The organism is Streptomyces sp. LZ34, from assembly GCF_053890475.1.
Window position 1 is genome coordinate 4,346,142 of the sequence record NZ_CM132680.1, and the last position, 17,684, is coordinate 4,363,825.

Below are 17,684 nucleotides of genomic sequence, written 5' to 3' on the forward strand. Positions count from 1 at the left end.
AGCGCGGCCGACCCGCCGGTGACGTACCGCCAGGGTGACGTACCGACAGGTCGAAGCCGACCGAGCTGGTCAGGGAGCCGCCGGGGGCACCAAGGGCACCGCAGGCAGATCGACTTCGGTGGTGAAGCCGTCCGGCCAGGTCAGCCGGGCCCGGTGGCCGCCGTCGGGACCCGGGTGGACGGAGACGGCGGGATCCGGGGCGCCCTGGTCGCCTTGACCGCCACCGTCGAGGGTCACCGCGGCCGCGAGCACCTCGCCGTACGGCACGCCGTCCGTGGCCAGCCACGGCGTCGCGGTCCGGGCGCCGAGCGGGCTGTCGTCCTTCCCGGTGGCGACTCCGCCGCGGCGCAGGCCCCGCAGGCCGCGCAGCGACGAACGCAGGGACGCGGTGGCCGCTTCGGCGTACGGCCCCGCGCCTGCGGGGCCGGTGCTCGCAGGGCCGGTGCCCCCGGGGCCGGTGCCCACCCGGGTCTCGGGCGGAGTGTCGGCCGCGACCGGCCAGCCGCCCATCCGCACACCGTCCCAGCTCAGCGCTGGGGCCGGAGCCGGGGCGTCCACCCTGACGAGCCGGACCTCAACCCCCGCGCGCAGCACCGAGGCCACGGTGACCACGGGCCCGGGTGTCGTCGGCCCGGTCCGGCCGGAGCCGTGGTCGGGCGAGTCGTCGGCGCCGGTGTCGACCCAGCGCACCGGCCCCCGGGAGGCGGCGGCGAGCACACCGCCGGGCAGCTCTCGGGCGAACAAGGTCTCGAACCCGGTGCGGTGGCTGGCCCGGCCGGCGTCGTCGAGCAGCACGACCGCGTTGTCGACCGGGTCAGCCGCCGACGCGGCGGTCAGCGGAGGCACGGTGGCGGTGGAGTAGCCGAGCCGTGCGTACAGTGGCGAGTCCGCGCTGGTGTCGCCGGGACGCGCGTGGTCGGTGCCGTGGTTGAGCACCACCGCGATGCCGTCGCGGCGCCGCGCGGAGACCAGCCAGCCGGGGGCCGCGACCACCCGTGCGACGTCTCCGGTCTCCACCGGCAGCGGGAGTTCCGGATCCGTCCACACGGGGTGGTCCTCGGGCAGCATCAGGCCGAGCATGCCCTTGGCCGCCCAGTACGGCGAGCCGGGTCCGGAGTAGGACTGCCGCATCGCCGGCCAGGCGGCGTGCCAGCCGAGGTTGAGCAGTCCGTCCCGGCCGGGCGCTCCCCGGTCGGTGAAGTGCCGGACGATGCCGCCGGTCACCCGGCGCACCAGTCCGGGCGGCTGCCCGCCCGCCCCGGTGATCGCGCCGACCCAGAAGGGCGCCGCGGCGGCGAAGCGGTAGATGAGACTGCGGCCCTGGAGCAGCGGGGAGCCGTCCGCGCCGACCAGGCGCACCGCGTCGTCGAGGTAGCGTGCGAGGTCCGCGGCCCAGGTCTCCCGGAGGGCCGGCGGGCACAGGGTGCCGGTGACGTCGAACAGGTGGGTCCACAGCAGCGGGTACAGGTGCAGTGCCCAGCCCGTGTAGTGGTCGAAGGCCCGTTCCTGCCCGTCGCTGAGCCAGCCGCCCGGCCGGCGCAGCGAGGCGTGCACGGCCAGGTCCTCCTCGATGTCGCCGGCCGACCACGGTCCGCCCGCCTCCCGCAGGAACGACTCGACGACGATCCTGAACCAGACCCAGTTGATGGGCGGGTAGGGCTGCCCGACGACGGTCCCCAGCCAGTCGGTGACCCGCTCGCGCACCCCGTCGTCGAGCCGGTCCCACAGCCAGGGCTTGGTCAGTTGCAGCACCAGGGCGATGGAGGCGGCCTCGACCTTGGACTGGCCGAGTCGGTCGGGGCGGGGCCAGGCCTCGGGTGAGTGCGGGTCGGTGCCCGCCGCCAGGCCGCGCGCGTACCGCTCCAGCAGGCCGCCGGGGTCCGCGCCCCGCTCCCCCGCGACGCGGAAGCCGGCGATCAGGAAGGTGCGGGCGAAGCCCTCCAGGCCGTCGGAGGTCGCGCCGTTTACGCTCGCCGGACCCGGCAGGTCGATCCGGGCCCCCGCCGGGGAGGCGTACGGCTGGGCGGCGGCGAGCATCCGGTCGGCGAGCGCGGTCCAGTGCGCCCTGGTCCAACCGGTGTACGGGGCGAGGTCCCGGTCCTCGTCAGGCGACACTGCTTCCTCCGGAAGTTGGTGGTGGGTGGTGGGTGATGGTGGCTGCCACCTCATCCCGTGGCATAGTTCCGAGTCAAGGATCAATCAACGAATCCGAACAGAATCGATCAGGAGAGATCATGGGCCTGGTAGAGCCGGTTTCCCCTGCGTACCGCTCCCTCCAGAGCCGGCTGGGCCCGGCCCTGAACCCCGGTTCCGGCCCCGATCCGCTGGTCGAACTCCTGCGCGGCGCCCCCGCACGACTGCCCGTCCCCGAGGTCACCGCGCGCTCCGTGTGGGAGGCGGTGGACGCCGCCACGCGCGAGGGGCTACTGGACGAGGCCGCTGCCGAACTCCGCAGGACCGCACCGGTCCTGACCGCGTCCGACTGGGCGCGGACGTTCCGCGACGGGGTGCGGACCGCGTACGAGGACTCCGCCCGGCGACTGCGCGAGCGCGCGACGCTGTTCGTGCTCGCCGCCACGCTCACCGGCGAAGTGGCCCCGGCCGACGCCCCGCCCGGGGCCGCGCCGTACCTCGACGCCGCGGCCGACGCCCTGATGTCCCTGGCGGAGACCAGCACATGGTGCTGGGCACCGCACGACCGCTTCGCCAAGGCCCGCGGCGAGGTGCTGCCGGGCCCGGACGAGCCGTTCCTCGACCTGGGCGCCGCCGAGGTGGCGTCTTTGCTGGCCTGGGCCGACCACGTACTGGGCCCGCATCTGGACACCCGGATCCCCGGGCTGCGCAGACGGCTCCGGCGCGAGGTGGACCTGCGGGTGCTGACGCCGTTCGAGCGCACGCGGGACTGGCACTGGATCGGCCTCGACGGGGACGCCCACAACTGGAACCCCTGGATCCATGGGGCGGTGCTCGCCGCGGCCCTCCTGCTGACCGAAGACGAGGAACGGCGGGCGCGGCTCGTGCGGCTCGTCGTCGAGGGCCTGGACCACTACCTCGCGGTGCTCCCCGACGACGGCGGGATCGACGAGGGCGTCGCGTACTGGTGGCAGGGGGCCGGCCGGCTCCTGGAAGCTCTCGACCTGCTCGCCGACGCCGGCGGCCCCCCGCTCGACGCCCGCGACCTGCCCGTATTCGGTCCGCTCAGCAAGTTCCCGCACCGTATGCACCTCGCCGGCGACTGGTACGTCAACGCCGGCGACGCCCCCGCCCGCCTGTGGCCCGACCAGCCCTGGCACCTGCTCTTCCAATGGGGCGAACGGCTGTCCGACCCCGACGTACGCGCCCACGCACTGGCATGCGCACGCGGAGGACCGACCGTACGCCCCCGGGCGGGCCTCGGCCGAGCCCTGGCCGGACTCTGCGCCCCCCAATGGCGCCACGCACTGACCGCCACTGCCGCCGAAGGCCTCGCCCCCTGGGCGGCACGGGAGACCTGGCTGCCCCGGGTCCAGGTGCTCGTCGCCCGGGAGACACCGGGCACGGCCGCGGGCCTGACGCTGGCGGCAAAGGCTGGCCACAACGGCGAGCGGCACAACCACCTCGACGTGGGCTCCTACTGGGTCGCCCTGAACGGCCGCCCCTTGGTCGTCGACATCGGCCAACCGACCTACACCGCCGCGAGCTTCGGCCCCGACCGCTACCGGGCATGGCCCCTCCAGAGCGCCTGGCACAACGTCCCCGACCCCGGCGCCGCCCAGCAACCGGGCCCCACCCACCGCGCGGACGACGTACGCGTCGACCTCACCCCCGCCGCTACCGCCCTGCACGCCGACCTCGCCGCCGCGTACCCGGCGGGTCTGCTGCACACCTGGCGCCGCTCCTCGCGACTGATACGCGCCACGGCGGACTCCCCGGCACACGTCCTGATCGAGGACCACTGGACGCCAAACACCGCTGCCCCAGTGTTGCTCCGGCACGTCCTGGCAGGAGACGTCGAACTGGCCGAGGGACGCGCACAGGTCACCGCCGACGGGCACTCGCTGTCGATCACCTGGGATCCGGAGCGCGCCACCGCGCGGCTCGAACACCGCGACCTCGACGACCCGTTGCTGCGCGAGTCGTGGGGAGACCACCTGACCAGGCTCACCCTGACCGTCGCGGCCCCCTCCGCCGGGGAGCCGTTCACCGTCCGGATGGAGCAGTCACGGTGAGACCGGGGCCGGTCCGGGGCGTCGACGTTGTGCAGCGGCCACACGGCTCCCGTTCGGGTCCAGCCTGAACGACCGGGGCGCTTCCGGCTCCATCCCCGGACTCTCCGAGTGCACCGCGGCCAGGGCGGGCGATGCCATCGCCTTGATGTTGACCTGACCGCCAGAAGCACGAGGCGGGCACCAACGATCAGATCCGGCCGAGGTCGATCTCCACCGGGAACGGGGCCGCGACCTTCACCACGCCGGTGAACACGTCGCCGTCCCGATAGACCCGGGCCGCCGGGTCGAGAACGTAGGTGTACACCAGCGGGACCCCGGTGGCTGCCTGCTCGATCCGCCAGTAGAAGGCGATCCCGGCCTTGGCGTACTGGTCCACCTTTACGATCCGGTCGGTGGTCTCCGACCCCGGGGACACGACCTCGGCGACGAGCAGCACATGCTCGGGGCGGGTGGGCGTGATGTCGATCGTCTCGGCGCGGTACACGACCACGTCCGGGCGGCGATTGGTGAGCGGTACGTCCTGCAACCGGACGTCGAAGTCCGTATCGGCGTTCCAGTCAGGCCTGGCGGCGGCATCCAGGGCGTTCGCGAGGATACGAGCCAGGCGGTTGTGCCGCTTGGACGCGCTGGGGCCTACGACGACTATCCCGTCCACGATCTCGACGCCCGCGCACTGTTCCTCGGACCAGGAGTCGTACTGATCGGGCGTGATCTGCTTGTGCGTCCACGCCGGAGTGACCATCTCGCCGGTCACGCCTCACCTCCTGAGCAAGCCGTACCCATCAGGCCGCCCCCACCTGTTCAAAGCCCCGGCCGGGTCAGGCGTTCGAGCCGGCCACCGTGTCGCCCTCGGGCTCCACGGTGACGGCCGGGTCGTCGCTCAGGCCGAGACGGAGGTGCTCGACGTGGTAGAGCGCCTGGTCGAGGAGTTCGGCGACATGGTTGTCGTAGAGGGCGTACACCACGGAGCGCCCCTTGCGGGTGCCGGTCACCAGGCCGAGGTTGCGCAGCAGGCGGAGCTGGTGGGAGCAGGCCGACTGCTCCATGCCGACCTCGGCGGCCAGCTCGGTGGCCGCGAGGGGGCCCTCGCGCAGCCGGGCGAGGATCAGCAGCCGGGAGGGGGTGGCCAGGGCCTGCAAGGTCGTGGCGACCCTGGCGGCACCGGCCGCGTCCAGGCGCGCACGGGGGACGGCGCTGGTGGGGGATGCGGCTCCATGACCCATGCGGCCATCGTACGGCGCCATGAATACATGAATTCTTGTTCATATATTCCTGTTACGGTGGGGCGTCGGATGCGACTCCTCCCGCCCCTGAAGGACCACTGCCACGATGTCGTCCACCCTCACCCGCCCGGCCCCCGCCGCCGGCGCCGCCCGCGACGAGGCGGCGCCCAGGCGTCGCACGCGGATCTTCGTCCTGCCCGAGGCCCGCTGGGCGGCCGCCGCGCTGGCGCTGTTCCTGGTCGGGCTGCCGCTGTATCTGCTGGGGGCGCCGGGGTGGGCATGGGGTCCGCTGTTCGCGCTGGTGTACGCCACCGGCGGCTGGGAGCCCGGCTGGGCGGGCCTTCAGGCACTCAAGGACAAGACGCTCGACGTGGACCTGCTCATGGTCGTCGCCGCACTCGGCGCGGCGGCCATCGGGCAGGTGCTGGACGGCGCGCTGCTCATCGTCATCTTCGCCACCTCCGGCGCGCTGGAGGCGATCGCCACCGCCCGCACCGCCGACTCCGTACGCGGCCTGCTCGACCTCGCCCCCGCCACCGCCACGCGCCTCGCCGACGACGGCGGGGAGGAAACGGTGCCCACCGAGCGGCTGCGCGTGGGCGACACGGTTTTGGTGCGGCCCGGGGAGCGCATCGGCGCCGATGGCCGGGTGCTGGACGGAGCGAGCGACGTCGACCAGGCCACCATCACCGGCGAGCCGCTGCCGGTGGCCAAAGAGACCGGCGACGAGGTGTTCGCCGGCACCCTCAACGGCACCGGCGCGCTGCGGGTGAAGGTCGAACGCGACCCGTCGGACTCGGTGATCGCCCGCATCGTGGCCATGGTCGAGGAAGCGGCCGAGACCAAGGCCCCCACCCAGCTGTTCATCGAGAAGGTCGAACAGCGCTACAGCCTCGGCATGGTCGCCGCCACCCTCGCACTGTTCGCGCTCCCTCTCGCCTTCGGCGCCGCCCTGCAGCCGACGTTGCTGCGGGCCATGACCTTCATGATCGTCGCATCGCCCTGCGCGGTGGTGCTGGCCACCATGCCCCCGTTGCTGTCCGCCATCGCCAACGCCGGGCGCCACGGCGTACTGGTCAAGTCCGCGGTGGTGATGGAACGCCTCGGCCAGGTCGACGCCGTGGCCCTGGACAAGACCGGCACGCTCACCGAGGGCACCCCGAAAGTGACGGACATCCGCCCGCTGCCCGCCTCCGGCCTCACCGAAGACGAGCTGCTACGGATCGCGGCGGCGGCCGAGCACCCCAGCGAACACCCCCTGGCCCGTGCCATCGTGGACGCCGCGCGTGACCGTGACCTGCAGATCCCGCCGGTCGAGGACTTCAACTCCACGCCCGGCACGGGTGTGACCGCTCGGGTCGACGGCAAGACGATCGCGGTCGGCAGCCCGGCCCGGCTCCTGGATGGCCACGACGACCACCCCGCCGCAGCGCTCGCCGAACGGCTGGAGAGCGAGGGCCGTACCGCCGTCCTGGTAATGGTGGACAACGCCCCGGTCGGCGCACTGGGCATCGCCGACCGCCTCCGCGACGAGGCCACCGCCACGGTCACCGCCCTCGCCGCGCTCAGCGGTACGGCGCCGGTCCTGCTGACCGGCGACAACCCGCGCGCCGCCGCGCGTCTGGCCGACGAAGTCGGCATCGCGGACGTACGGGCAGGACTGCTGCCGCAGGACAAGGTGGCCGCGGTACGGGAGTTGACGGCCGCCGGACGAACGGTCCTGGTCGTCGGCGACGGCGTCAACGACGCCCCCGCCCTGGCCGCCGCCCACACCGGCATCGCCATGGGCCGCGCAGGCTCCGACCTCGCCCTGGAGACCGCCGACGCGGTGGTCGTACGCGACGAACTGGCCACCATCCCCACTGTGGTCGCGCTCTCCCGCCGCGCCCGGCGGCTTGTGATGCAGAACCTGGTCATCGCCGGGACTTTCATCACCGGCCTGGTGGTGTGGGATCTGGCTGGGACCCTGCCCCTGCCGCTCGGCGTCGCGGGCCACGAGGGCTCCACGGTGATTGTCGGCCTCAACGGTCTGCGGTTGCTGGCTGATGGCGCGTGGCGCCGCGCGCGGGGAGGAGACTGCGAGTAAGCCGCCGCGCAACGCACGCCGCGAGGCCGCCCCCACACGCTGTTGCGTGCCACTATGGAAGGTCTCTACGGCGTGAGGGGGCGTCAGGTGAGCGCGTGGATGCGGTGGCTGCTGGCGGGGGTGGCGTCGCTGGTGGTGTTCGGGTTGTTCGTGTGGCTGGGCGAGTTGGTGTTGCCCTGGGATCGGCCTGAACGTATCGGGACGGGTGCGGGGGCGGGGGCTGTTGTGGCTGGGGTGCTGGTGGCCTGGGTGTCGTCGCTGACCGGGTCCCGGGCTCCGTCGCCGCCCGTGCCGCCGTCGCCCGGGGCGGGTTCGGGAGGGCCTACGGCGTCCGGGGAGCGGTCGGTGGCCGTGGTGGAGAACTCGGGTGTCATCGTGGCGGGTGACGGGTGACGGGGGCACGGTTCAGCGGTGAGCGAGGAGAGCGTGCCGTCCGCAGCCGGGGGCCGCTCGGCTGCGGCGGGGAGCAATTCCGGGGTGCTCGCGACCGGTGATCACAACCACATCGAGCACCGGACGGTGGTTCTGCCTGCGGGCGGTATGGGCGCGGCGGTATCGGATGACGCGGTGGCGCGGGTGAACAACCTGCCCGCGCTGGACAGTGCGGTGTTCCGGGGCCGGGACGAGGCCCTTGCGGTACTGGAGGCGTTACCGGCGGCCGGGACGGGGGTGGTGGCGCAGAGCGTGCGGGGGCTGGGCGGGGTCGGCAAGAGCACGCTGGTGCTGCATCACGCCCGACGGTTCCTGGCGGCGGGCGGCGGGCCGGTGTGGTGGATGGACGCCGAGTCGGCGTCCAAGGTGATGGCCGGGCTGGCCGCACTCGCTACAGCACTGAACCCCGTGCACGCGGGGCTGCCGCTGGAGGACGCGGCGCAGTGGGCGGTGGTCTGGCTACAAGGCCGCACCGGGTGGCTGCTGGTCCTGGACAACGCAGAGGACCCCGCCGACCTCGACCCGTATCTGGGGCGCCTGACCACCGGACAGGTGGTGATCACCACCCGCCGTGACCTGCCCTGGCGTGACCTGGGTACGCCGCTTCGCCTCGATACCCTCACCCCCGAGGCGGCGGTGGATGTCCTGCGGCAGATCACCGGCAGCAGGGATACGGCGGGGCTGGCCAGTCTGGCCGAGGAGCTCGGTTACCTGCCGCTGGCCTTGCAGCAGGCCGGCGCGTATCTGGCCCAGACCCGCACCAGCCCCGGTGACTACCTCGCCCAGCTCCAGCAGGACCCGGACGGGGTCCTGGCGGCCGCCACCCCGGGAGACCCCCAGCAGCGCACCATCGCCCAGCTGTGGAGCGTCACGCTAAGCGCTGTGCAGACCGCCGACCCGCACGCGGTGCACCTGCTGCGCATCCTCGCGTACTGCGCCCCGGACCCACTCCCGCGTGCCGTGCTGGATACGGCGCTGGAGACTCGGCGCGCCGTCGATCACGCCCTGGGCGTGCTGGCCGCCTACAGCATGATCACCCTCACCGAGACCACCGTCACCGTCCACCGCCTCGTCCAAACCCTTGTACGCACCACCACACCCCCCGCTGCCCCAACACCCCCTCTCCGGGGTATCCGTCGCCTCCTGCCCGACCGCAGACCACCCGCACTGCCACATCCCAGCTCCACCACCCTGGCGCTGCTAAGCGAGGCGATCCCGTCCGACAGCCCCGAGGGTGTCCAAACCTGGCCTGCGTGGCAGATGCTCCTGCCCCACATCCAAGCCGTGGTCAGCCATGATGAGGTCGTCGACAGCCATCCTGATCTCGCCTTTGTGCTGGGACAGTCGGCTCTCCACCTGCAGGCGCGGGGCCAGGCCGCACAAGCCCTACCACTGGCAGAGCGGGCGCTGAACATCACCGAAGCAGCCCTCGGACCCAACCACCCCGACACAGCCATCCGCCTGAACAACCTCGCCACCACACTCAGCGACCTGGGCCGCCACACCGACGCCCTACCACTGGCAGAGCGGGCGCTGAACATCACCGAAGCAGCCCTCGGACCCAACCACCCCGACACAGCCATCCGCCTGAACAACCTCGCCACCACACTCAGCGACCTGGGCCGCCACACCGACGCCCTACCACTAAAGGAACGGGCACTGAACATCACCGAAGCAGCCCTCGGACCCAACCACCCCGACACAGCCCTCAGCCTGGGCAACCTCGCCACCACACTCAGCGACCTGGGCCGCCACACCGACGCCCTACCACTGGCAGAGCGGGCGCTGAACATCACCGAAGCAGCCCTCGGACCCAACCACCCCAGAACCGCCACACGCCTCGGCAACCTCGCCACCACACTCAGCAGCCTCGGACGCCACACCGACGCCCTACCACTGGAGGAACGGGCACTTAACATCACCGAAGCAGCCCTCGGACCCAACCACCCCGACACAGCCCTCAGCCTGGGCAACCTCGCCCGCACGTTCAGCGACCTCGGCCGCCATACCGACGCCCTACCACTGGCAGAGCGGGCACTGGCCATCACCGAAACAACCCACGGCCCCGACCACCCAGACACTGCCCTCCACCTGAACAACCTCGCCATCCTGCGACGCCGTCTCGCGGACGACAGCGATGACGACACCTCGGGCTGAGCAGCGTGACGGGGCCGCGAAGTGCTGTGCCTCAGACCGTGGCAAATTCTCCGGATCGCACGGCGGCCGTGAACAAGCCCCACGCGTCGGTTGAGAAGACAAGAGCTGGACCTGCCGGGTTCTTGCTGTCCCGGACAGGGACGACACCGGCGGTCGCGGATATGCCAGGCGCGAACTCCACGCACTGGCCTTCGTTACCCCCGCTGTAGCTGGACTTGACCCATGTGGCGCGGGACAGGTCAGGGATGCTGCTCATCCGCTAGTTCCTCCATCACCTTGCGAATCAGGGCAATCGACGCCTCCGGGGAGAGGGCGTCAGCGCGGAGCCGATCATAGGCTGCGACGCTGTCCTCAACCACGGCCTGTGAGTCGATCACCGACCCGGATACGGGGTTCTCCACGTAGAGAAGGTCCGGGTCATCATCGAACCTCAGCAGAGTGAACGCCATATGCCGGGCAGGCGCTCCCGACGCGTAGGGCAGAACCTGGATGGTGACGTGCGGTGATTCCGAGTCCTGGATCAGGTGGGCCAACTGCGCCCGAAACACTTGGGGCCCACCCACCTTGCGCCTCAAGCACGACTCGTCGATGACACACCACAGCAGCGGCGGAGCGTCGCGCTGCAACACCTCACGCCGCTTCAGCCGCCGGTCCACCATCGCGTCGACCTTGTCCGCGCGCTCCCGGGGGTGCGCAGCCTGGAAGACGGCCCGCGCGTAGTCGGTCGTCTGAAGCAAGCCCATGATGAGAGTGGCCGAGTAGTCCAGGATTCCCGTCGCCTGCCGCTCCAACTGCACGTACGGCACGAACCACGCCGGATAACCGTGCTGGCTGGCTTGCTCTCGGAGCCGCGCGAACATGCCCTGCGTACCGAAGACCCGATCGCAAGCCTTGGCGAACGCCTGACTGGCCAGTCTCTCCCCCGCCTCCACCTTCGCCACGTACTGCTGCCCGTAGTTGGCCTCCAAGCCCAGCTCTCGCTGGCTCATCTTCGCGCCAGTCCGCCAGATCCGCACTTCCCTACCGAAATACGCGAGCCCGCTGACCGGCTGCCGCTCCTCGCTCGTCTCGCTCATCACATGAACCTCCCTCACCCCAGGCCGACTTGGTGTGCCGCCACCCCTGTTGCTTGCCGCCCCACAACGCAACGCTGGGAGTACACACAGTCATTAAAGCCCGCAAGGCACATCCAAGTCAGAAAGATCCACCCAAAGTAGCCAACACCGAACAGGTGACCGAATGAACGACCAATGTCCCACCTGCCGCCACTACCGCGCGCTGCGCGAGCAGGCCAAACAAACCGGGGACTACAGCAAGGCGACCGACTACGAGGTGCTGCGCCGCCGACACCCCACCCACGCCATCCACATGCCTCGGCAGTCGGGAGGGCGACGCGCATGAACACCGGAAGGACTGCCCCCGGCCTGGGCCAGGAGGCGTACGACCCGATCAGCGGCCGCTCAGGGGTGGTCCAGGCGATTCACGCCACCACGGAACTGCTCTTCGACCACAAAATGACGGGAAGCCGCGTCGCCTTCCTGCGCCCCGCCCGGGGCGGCGTCGAGTGGACGGCGGATGCTGCCACCCTTCGCTTCCCTCCGGAAGCCAAACCCCGCCCATGAAGCCCTGGGCCGCGTGACGGACACGGCTGACATGACTCCCTACGACCACGACCATGACCACGACCACGATCCAGGTTCGGATGTCGCGTTCGAGGGCTTGGACGGAGCGGTGGACACCCCGGCGGAGCTCTTGTTGGTCAGTTCGCCGAACCATCGCTCCACCAGGTTCAGCCACGATGGGGCGGTGGGCGTGAAGTGCAGACGATGAATGGGTGCGACTGCGGCCGCACCTACCTGAGTCCGGGACAGCGGGGCGGGCGTTGGAGGATGCGCCCAAGTCGGTGGCCGGGTTCCATACGGTGCCGCTCACTCCGCAGGCGACCGACGCGGTCCGCACGATGGTCGATCGGTGGCGGCCGCCGAGGACGGTCACGCCGATCGGCGAGGACCCGTACAACCTGGTGCCGGAAGACCGGTGTTCCGTGGCCCGCAGGGTCGCGCCTTGACGCGCCACAACTTCAGGAGGGTCTGGGTGCCGGCCATCCAGGCTGCGGGTATCGCTCGGAAGGTCAAGAACCGTGAGACCGGCCGTATGGAGTGGTGGCCTCAGGTGCATGACTGGCGGCACCTGTTCGCCACGTGGCTTGAGGATATGGGGATCGACGAGAAGGACACCCAGACGCCACCCCGGCCGGAGGTGGAGCGCATGGGTGAAGGCAGAAGAGGCCAGAGCGAGCGAAGGGGCGGTGCACGAACCGATACGGGTGTGCACCGCCCCTTCGTACGGCGTGCTCAGGAGGCCGCGATTCTCCGCACGATGACTTCCTCAACGCGCTCCGAACCGGCCTCCTTCGCATCGACCCGCTTCAGGTCTGACCGGTACCGCCGCTCAGCGCGCGTAGTAGAAGGCGTAGCGGCCGCCCGAACGCGGCTCACAGTTGAACCAGGTCACCTCACCCTGCTGGGCCAGAGTGTTCCCCACGGTCAGGCACTTGCCCAGGCTGCCGTACACGGTCCCCTGGTACGGCAGGACCGGGTGCCGGGCGGCCGAGGCCGCCCCGGCGCCGAACATGGAAAGGCCCACGGCCGCTGCTATGGTGCCGACGACAAGCGTGGCCTTACGGGAAACGGGGTTCACTTTCTCTCCACTCTTTTTGATGCCTGAGGTCAGGCATTCCGGAATTCTCGCGAGATCACCCGATCGGACTGAACGGGACATTCATGGAAGGCGCGGATAATTCGCGATCGGCTCCAGCGAAAAGCGGGTTCACCCGCCTTCCGAGGGTATCCATCCAGATCAGAACTCAACTTGCGCCGAGCTCTAGCAGCCTGGCCATTCAAGCCAACTCTCGCTCTGGGGGACGAAGACAGGACTTCTCGGTGACTCGGGGATGCGAACCGAACTGAGCAACCTCGATCGTCCATGAGGGCCCGCCAGGGCACTGCCGGGCCCACATGCACGATCGGGGTTATTACTAACGATTCGGATTGAAGTTGCATTCACCTGCGTCCACCCTGTGGATTGCGAATGCAGGTGTCGGGACTGCGAGCTCCCCCTGCAGAGCGGGGCTTCTTGATTCGGGACATTGTCCGGCTAGCTCCTTGTGCTGCCGCCAAACATCGGCTGGAAACCCAAAGGCCTACATCGCCTGAGAGAGCCGTTACCACTTGAACGGACCACAGTCGAACCCCTTGGGGAGTGCGAGATTAGCAGGACCGACTTGTCATTAGGTGACATAATCCGCGCATACTTTATTCACCTGCCTGCCTAAGGGAAACGACAGTACGGCGGCGGCTGGGCCGCGTCGACAGCGACGCGTTGGACCAGGCGGCCCGCCGATGTGGTGCCGCCGGAGGTCTGGAGGCCGAGTGTGCCGCCCTCGGCGGTGTGGTGGACGGCGGAGGGGCGGAGATACGCGTACGTCTGGGCGGCCTGTGCCATGGTCGCAATGCCCGGACCTGTCCGGCGGATCGGATACTGCCGGACAGGCCCAGGGCCGGAAGAACTCAGCGCTTGAGCGTGAGGGTGAAGTCGCCCGAAAGCTTGCCGCTCAGCCGGACTGTCGACACGAGGTTCCCTTCGGCCGGCAGTCTCTCGACCTCGGCTCACGGAAAGCCGAAGCCGTCCGCGATCAGTCGCACCGGCCGCACGGGTATCCACGCCGCAAAGCGGACCCAGACCTGGCCAACCCCGGCACAGGCGCCCACCGGCCGCGGTGTGTCCGGTGCGGCGGCGGACCGTACGGCGACTGCCAGGCCGGCCGCTCGGTTCGGCCCGAGCCGCCCACGTCGCGGCGCCGTACGACCGGGCCCTGGAACAATTCGGCTACCGGACCGGGGTCGTTGTCGTGCAGCAGGTTCAGGAGCTCGGGTTGTACGGAACTGACGTGGAATTCGCCGTTCGCCCGGAAGCGCCCGGAGGCGCACCTGTGGCAACGGCGGAGAACGATCGGCAGGCAGGTGGGCACGACCGCCCATTTTTTGGACACAGAGTTACACCGCTTCCAGTGAGAAGACCGCAGCGAAAAGGAGCACGGCGCACATGTGCGACGCGCGACGGATCAGCGCTTGAGGGGTCTCACTTGGTGTACAACGGCACGTCCTTGACAGGGTGACTGCGGGCGACAGCACGGTAACGGCACACCGGAGTGCGGCTCCACTGGTTTTCGGGCGGGTTGGCGATGCCTGGCTTGGCGATGCCTGGCGGCGGGCGGCCGCACCCCGCCCGCCATCGCGAACCGACGCTGAGGTCGTCCGAGCCGACAGTGCGCCCCGGCCGGATTGCCAGGCGCAGCTTTGAAGGCACGGCCTACTGCTGTTCGAGTCACTAGTCGAACCACTAGTTTTTTGCCCATGCCACGAGCCTCAAAGGCCCCACAAGCTGCCCCCGGCTCTTCGTCACCCCGGCGACTGCCTCCGCACACCGCCGCCGCGCAGGTGGCCTGGCTGTGTCTGCGCGAGGCGCGCCCCGTGGTTCAGGTGGTCTTCCTGGCGCGCTTCACCGTGGGGGCCCTCGGGGCCTGGCCGGACGGGCACTTACCGGCGGCGCGGGTCGCCACCGGCGCCCTGGCCTGGTTCTGTGCCACTGCCTCCGCCTATCTGCTCAATGGCGTGATGGACCTGCCGGAGGACCGGGCCAACGGCTCGCGGCGACCACTGGCCTCCGGGGCGCTACCGACCCGCGCCGCCCGCCGGGCCATTGCCGTCCTCACCCTGGCCGCTCTCCTCCTCAGCGTCTTCGACCTGGGGCTTTTTCTTTGTGTGGGCGGAATACTGTTCCTCGGCTGGGCGTACTCCGCGCCCCCGCTCAGCGCCAAGCGGCGCAGTTGGTCCTCGTCGTTGTCGGTGACCGTCACGGGCCTGTGCGCCTATGGGGCCGGGGCGCAGGCCGCGGGTGGTGAACCGCGGCCGGGCCTGTGGCTGTTCGCGGCCGTGATGTCGGCGTGGATGGGGCTGGTCGGGGCGTTCGCGAAGGATCTGGGCGACATCCCCGGGGACCGGGAGGGCGGCCGCCGTACGCTCGCGGTGGTGCGCGGCGAGAAGGCGGCCCGTACGGTCACGGCAGTGTGTGCCCCGGCGGTGGGGCTGGCGTTCGCCGTGGGCGCCCTGCTGTACGATCCGCCGCTGCTGGCCGCCGCCGTGGTGCTGTTGTGCGGAGCCGGCTGGATCTCCTGGCTGTGCCGACATCCCGCCACCGGGCGGGAACGCGCTCCCTACCGCGCCTTCATGGTCTGCCAATACACCACTCATCTGGCGATCGCGGCCGTTCTTCTCCTCGGGCCGTAGCAGACCAGCAAGACCCGCGCGAGGGCAACGGGCAAAGCTCTCAAACCGGTTGAGCCCGGCCTGGCGCCTTACTAGCCTGCCCAGTCGGCAGTGCCCATCGACCGAAGGAGCGTACGGGCTGGTGCACCGGGCATGACAAGGACAGGGTCTTCCCCGACTCTCCCCCCGTCCCCCCTCGACTCCTTCTCTCTCCCCAAGGCAGGCAGCATGCTGCGCGGCATCGATGTCAGTTCACACCAGAGCACCTTCGACACGGACGGGCTCGCCTTCGTCTTCGTCAAGGCGACCGAGGGCCGCTCGTACATCAACCCACGCCAGTCCTCACAGGCGGCCCGCGCCCGCGAGGCGGGGTGCGTGGTCGGCTTCTACCACTTCCTGTGGCCGGGCAATATCGCGGCGCAGGCCAGCTATTTCGTAGAGAAGTGCGCCTCCCAGTCGCATGATCTGCTCGCCGTGGACTGGGAGACCACATCCGAGGGCACCCACGCGAGCAACGCCGAGAAGGACCGGTTCATACGGGAGGTCAAAAAGCTCCGCCCCGGGCACCGGGTGCTGCTCTACTGCAACCGCACCTACTGGCTGAACGTCGACACCACGTCGTACGCCGGGGACGGGCTGTGGATCGCCGACTACGTGGAGGCGGGCAAGCCGCGCATCAAGGCGACCTGGCGGATCCACCAGTACGCCGAGCACCCGCTGGACAAGGACGTGGCGCGCTTCGACAGCAAGGCCGACCTGCGCGCCTGGGCCCGCAAAGAGTAGACGTGAAGGAGTGGCCCGGCAGGAGTGGCCCGGGGGCCGTGCGCCGCCCAGGGCGGCCGGGGCCGCTGTCGGTGGGTGGGCCTACCCTTCCGGTATGAGCTACGCAGACCTGCGCGAACTCCGCAGCGCGCTCACCACCGCGTCGGACATCGCCTTCTCCCTGGACGCCGCACCCTCCGGCCAGGAGAGCGAGCTGCTGACCGACGCCCTGCGCCGGGCGCTCGCCGCCGCCGGCGCGCTGGGGGCGGCGCACGGTGCGACGGGCTGCCCGGAGCATCCGCGCGGCGCCGTCGACCCGCTGTACGGGGACAAGGACGACCCGCTGCCGCCGGGATACGGCCGCTGCCTGCTGTGCAACGACCGCCGACGGCGGGCGAGCGCACAGCGGCGCGGCGGGCGGTGACCCGCCCGCCGCGCCGCGCATGCGGTTGTTCAGCTGCCGTTCTGGGCGGCCCAGAACTCGTCGAAGGACAGCAGTCCGTCGCCGTTCGAGTCATGGGAGTTGATCACGGCCTGGGCGACCGGCTCCGTGACATACGGGTCCCCCAGCTGAGCCATCACGCTCTTGTACTCAGCCGCGCTGATCAGTCCGTCCCCGTTGAGGTCGTACCGCTCGAACGCCTTCCGCGCCGCCTCGATGTCCGCCACGTGATCCGCCCCTTCTGTGCGTTTGTCTGACCCGCACAGATTAGCGGGCCCCGTCAGGGTGCGTCCGGGGCCCGCGCGGCGGCGCCTCAGGCGGCCTTGACCAGGTCGATGTAGCGGTCCCAGTCCCAGTACTCGCCGGGGTCGGTGTGGTCGGCGTTCGGGACCTCGCTGTGGCCGATGATGTGGGCCCGGGTCTTGGGCACGCCGTAGCGGTCACAGACGGCGGCGGTCAGGGCCGCGGAGGAGGCGTACAGCTCGTCCGTGAAGTACTCCGGCTTGTCCACCCAGCCCTCGTGCTCGATGCCGATGCTGCGGTTGTTGTAGTCCCGGTTTCCCGCGTGCCAGGCGACGTCCTTCTCGCGCACGAACTGCCCGATGTAGCCGTCGGCCGAGGCGACCATGTAGTGCGTGGAAACCTGCTTGGCCGGGTCCTGGAAGATCTTCATCGCGTCCTGGAACGTCTCCTGCGTCACATGGATGACGACGAAGTCGATCGGATACGCGGTGGGGCGGCTGGAGACCCGGTAATTGGAGGTGCTGGCCGGGATCCAGTGGGTGGGTGGGTAGGCGACGGCGGCTCGATCGTGTCTGGCGTCGGCCCGTGCGGGGGTCGTGGCGGCAGTGAGTCCCGCGGCGGCGGCGCCGAGATAGGCGCCGGAACGCAGCAGGGTACGGCGGGACGGGGTGCGGCCGTGCGTTTCCATGGGGGGTCTCCCGGAATCCATAGCCGTGACAGTGGGGGTGTGACGCGCGTAGCGCGATTCCATGGTGCGGCGTCGGCAGGGCCATGCCAAGGATTGAAAGGCAATGAAAGAATTCG

At 70.5% G+C, this 17,684-nt stretch carries 18 protein-coding genes and 2 pseudogenes; 8 read left to right on the forward strand and 12 right to left on the reverse strand.

The annotated features are described in order from the left end of the window. Window positions 1-69: 69 nt before the first annotated feature. Window positions 70-2,115 carry a DUF2264 domain-containing protein gene (locus tag ACWY4P_RS16990; RefSeq protein WP_456211388.1) on the reverse strand — a complete coding sequence of 682 codons (2,046 nt, stop codon included), beginning with the start codon at window positions 2,113-2,115 and terminating at the stop codon, window positions 70-72. A gap of 119 nt (window positions 2,116-2,234) precedes the next feature. On the opposite strand from ACWY4P_RS16990, the gene ACWY4P_RS16995 reads away from it, so the two are divergent. Further along, entirely contained in the window at window positions 2,235-4,208 is a 1,974-nt protein-coding gene (locus tag ACWY4P_RS16995; RefSeq protein WP_456211389.1) for a heparinase II/III domain-containing protein, read from the forward strand. A 187-nt stretch (window positions 4,209-4,395) separates the two neighbouring features. On the opposite strand, the gene ACWY4P_RS17000 is transcribed toward ACWY4P_RS16995, so the two are convergent. Both ACWY4P_RS17000 and ACWY4P_RS17005 read right to left on the reverse strand, forming a co-directional pair. Next, entirely contained in the window at window positions 4,396-4,962 is a 567-nt protein-coding gene (locus ACWY4P_RS17000) for a Uma2 family endonuclease (RefSeq protein WP_456211390.1), read from the reverse strand. Between the two features lie 64 nt (window positions 4,963-5,026). Then, entirely contained in the window at window positions 5,027-5,431 is a 405-nt protein-coding gene (locus ACWY4P_RS17005) for an ArsR/SmtB family transcription factor (protein ID WP_456211391.1), read from the reverse strand. Window positions 5,432-5,537: 106 nt separating this feature from the next. Here ACWY4P_RS17005 and ACWY4P_RS17010 point away from each other — a divergent pair, with 106 nt between their 5' ends. Next, window positions 5,538-7,517, forward strand: coding sequence for a heavy metal translocating P-type ATPase (locus ACWY4P_RS17010; RefSeq protein WP_456211392.1), 1,980 nt, complete (start codon window positions 5,538-5,540; stop codon window positions 7,515-7,517). A gap of 83 nt (window positions 7,518-7,600) precedes the next feature. Here ACWY4P_RS17010 and ACWY4P_RS17015 read toward each other — a convergent pair whose 3' ends face one another. Next, complete coding sequence (locus ACWY4P_RS17015) at window positions 7,601-7,891, reverse strand: hypothetical protein (protein WP_456211393.1); 291 nt, start codon at window positions 7,889-7,891, stop codon at window positions 7,601-7,603. A gap of 37 nt (window positions 7,892-7,928) precedes the next feature. On the opposite strand from ACWY4P_RS17015, the gene ACWY4P_RS17020 reads away from it, so the two are divergent. Then, a complete protein-coding gene (locus ACWY4P_RS17020) occupies window positions 7,929-10,106 on the forward strand; it encodes a tetratricopeptide repeat protein (protein ID WP_456211394.1) in 2,178 nt (725 codons plus the stop codon). Window positions 10,107-10,137: 31 nt separating this feature from the next. On the opposite strand, the gene ACWY4P_RS17025 is transcribed toward ACWY4P_RS17020, so the two are convergent. Both ACWY4P_RS17025 and ACWY4P_RS17030 read right to left on the reverse strand, forming a co-directional pair. Further along, a complete protein-coding gene (locus tag ACWY4P_RS17025) occupies window positions 10,138-10,362 on the reverse strand; it encodes a DUF397 domain-containing protein (protein WP_456211395.1) in 225 nt (74 codons plus the stop codon). Then, window positions 10,346-11,182: a helix-turn-helix domain-containing protein gene (locus tag ACWY4P_RS17030; protein WP_456211396.1), complete on the reverse strand. Its 837-nt coding sequence runs from the start codon at window positions 11,180-11,182 to the stop codon at window positions 10,346-10,348. The genes ACWY4P_RS17025 and ACWY4P_RS17030 overlap by 17 nt, the downstream gene beginning before the upstream one ends. A gap of 163 nt (window positions 11,183-11,345) precedes the next feature. On the opposite strand from ACWY4P_RS17030, the gene ACWY4P_RS17035 reads away from it, so the two are divergent. Then, window positions 11,346-11,507 carry a hypothetical protein gene (locus ACWY4P_RS17035; protein WP_456211397.1) on the forward strand — a complete coding sequence of 54 codons (162 nt, stop codon included), beginning with the start codon at window positions 11,346-11,348 and terminating at the stop codon, window positions 11,505-11,507. Continuing rightward, window positions 11,504-11,728: a hypothetical protein gene (locus ACWY4P_RS17040; RefSeq protein ID WP_456211398.1), complete on the forward strand. Its 225-nt coding sequence runs from the start codon at window positions 11,504-11,506 to the stop codon at window positions 11,726-11,728. The genes ACWY4P_RS17035 and ACWY4P_RS17040 overlap by 4 nt, the downstream gene beginning before the upstream one ends. Window positions 11,729-11,795: 67 nt before the next feature. Here the strand turns inward: ACWY4P_RS17040 and ACWY4P_RS17045 are convergent. From ACWY4P_RS17045 to ACWY4P_RS17060, 4 genes and pseudogenes are all read right to left on the reverse strand, one after another. Beyond that, window positions 11,796-11,941: pseudogene (locus tag ACWY4P_RS17045) on the reverse strand (IS630 family transposase); the annotation flags it as partial. 616 nt (window positions 11,942-12,557) lie between these two features. Continuing rightward, on the reverse strand, window positions 12,558-12,806 hold the full coding sequence (locus tag ACWY4P_RS17050) for a hypothetical protein (RefSeq protein WP_043486726.1): 249 nt from the start codon (window positions 12,804-12,806) through the stop codon (window positions 12,558-12,560). Window positions 12,807-13,436: 630 nt separating this feature from the next. Then, window positions 13,437-13,610: a hypothetical protein gene (locus ACWY4P_RS17055; protein ID WP_456211399.1), complete on the reverse strand. Its 174-nt coding sequence runs from the start codon at window positions 13,608-13,610 to the stop codon at window positions 13,437-13,439. 65 nt (window positions 13,611-13,675) lie between these two features. Next, window positions 13,676-14,136: pseudogene (locus tag ACWY4P_RS17060) on the reverse strand (DUF1062 domain-containing protein). 385 nt (window positions 14,137-14,521) lie between these two features. Between ACWY4P_RS17060 and ACWY4P_RS17065 the strand changes: the two are divergent. The 3 genes from ACWY4P_RS17065 to ACWY4P_RS17075 all read left to right on the forward strand — a co-directional run bounded on the left by ACWY4P_RS17065 (window position 14,522) and on the right by ACWY4P_RS17075 (window position 16,619). After that, a complete protein-coding gene (locus tag ACWY4P_RS17065; protein WP_456211400.1) occupies window positions 14,522-15,454 on the forward strand; it encodes a UbiA family prenyltransferase in 933 nt (310 codons plus the stop codon). A gap of 207 nt (window positions 15,455-15,661) precedes the next feature. Next, window positions 15,662-16,216, forward strand: a complete 555-nt coding sequence (locus tag ACWY4P_RS17070) for a glycoside hydrolase family 25 protein (RefSeq protein WP_456211401.1) — start codon at window positions 15,662-15,664, stop codon at window positions 16,214-16,216. Between the two features lie 94 nt (window positions 16,217-16,310). Continuing rightward, a complete protein-coding gene (locus ACWY4P_RS17075; protein WP_456211402.1) occupies window positions 16,311-16,619 on the forward strand; it encodes a hypothetical protein in 309 nt (102 codons plus the stop codon). Between the two features lie 29 nt (window positions 16,620-16,648). On the opposite strand, the gene ACWY4P_RS17080 is transcribed toward ACWY4P_RS17075, so the two are convergent. Then, the gene (locus tag ACWY4P_RS17080) at window positions 16,649-16,864 is read right to left on the reverse strand and encodes an EF-hand domain-containing protein (RefSeq protein WP_014176249.1); all 216 of its coding nucleotides are present in this window, start codon (window positions 16,862-16,864) and stop codon (window positions 16,649-16,651) included. An 86-nt stretch (window positions 16,865-16,950) separates the two neighbouring features. Further along, window positions 16,951-17,568: an N-acetylmuramoyl-L-alanine amidase gene (locus ACWY4P_RS17085; protein ID WP_456211403.1), complete on the reverse strand. Its 618-nt coding sequence runs from the start codon at window positions 17,566-17,568 to the stop codon at window positions 16,951-16,953. Window positions 17,569-17,684: the final 116 nt, after the last annotated feature.

Excerpts from the sequence above, each read along its gene's own strand:
- ACWY4P_RS17025 (WP_456211395.1), bottom strand. The coding sequence starts at position 10,362 with ATGAGCAGCATCCCTGACCTGTCCCGCGCCACATGGGTCAAGTCCAGC.
- ACWY4P_RS17030 (WP_456211396.1), bottom strand. The coding sequence starts at position 11,182 with ATGAGCGAGACGAGCGAGGAGCGGCAGCCGGTCAGCGGGCTCGCGTAT.
- ACWY4P_RS17055 (WP_456211399.1), bottom strand. The coding sequence starts at position 13,610 with ATGGCACAGGCCGCCCAGACGTACGCGTATCTCCGCCCCTCCGCCGTC.
- ACWY4P_RS17085 (WP_456211403.1), bottom strand. The coding sequence starts at position 17,568 with ATGGAAACGCACGGCCGCACCCCGTCCCGCCGTACCCTGCTGCGTTCC.
- ACWY4P_RS17015 (WP_456211393.1), bottom strand. The coding sequence starts at position 7,891 with ATGACACCCGAGTTCTCCACCACGGCCACCGACCGCTCCCCGGACGCC.
- ACWY4P_RS17075 (WP_456211402.1), top strand. The coding sequence starts at position 16,311 with ATGAGCTACGCAGACCTGCGCGAACTCCGCAGCGCGCTCACCACCGCG.
- ACWY4P_RS17070 (WP_456211401.1), top strand. The coding sequence starts at position 15,662 with ATGCTGCGCGGCATCGATGTCAGTTCACACCAGAGCACCTTCGACACG.
- ACWY4P_RS17040 (WP_456211398.1), top strand. The coding sequence starts at position 11,504 with ATGAACACCGGAAGGACTGCCCCCGGCCTGGGCCAGGAGGCGTACGAC.
- ACWY4P_RS17035 (WP_456211397.1), top strand. The coding sequence starts at position 11,346 with ATGAACGACCAATGTCCCACCTGCCGCCACTACCGCGCGCTGCGCGAG.
- ACWY4P_RS17005 (WP_456211391.1), bottom strand. The coding sequence starts at position 5,431 with ATGGGTCATGGAGCCGCATCCCCCACCAGCGCCGTCCCCCGTGCGCGC.
- ACWY4P_RS17010 (WP_456211392.1), top strand. The coding sequence starts at position 5,538 with ATGTCGTCCACCCTCACCCGCCCGGCCCCCGCCGCCGGCGCCGCCCGC.
- ACWY4P_RS16995 (WP_456211389.1), top strand. The coding sequence starts at position 2,235 with ATGGGCCTGGTAGAGCCGGTTTCCCCTGCGTACCGCTCCCTCCAGAGC.
- ACWY4P_RS17065 (WP_456211400.1), top strand. The coding sequence starts at position 14,522 with ATGCCACGAGCCTCAAAGGCCCCACAAGCTGCCCCCGGCTCTTCGTCA.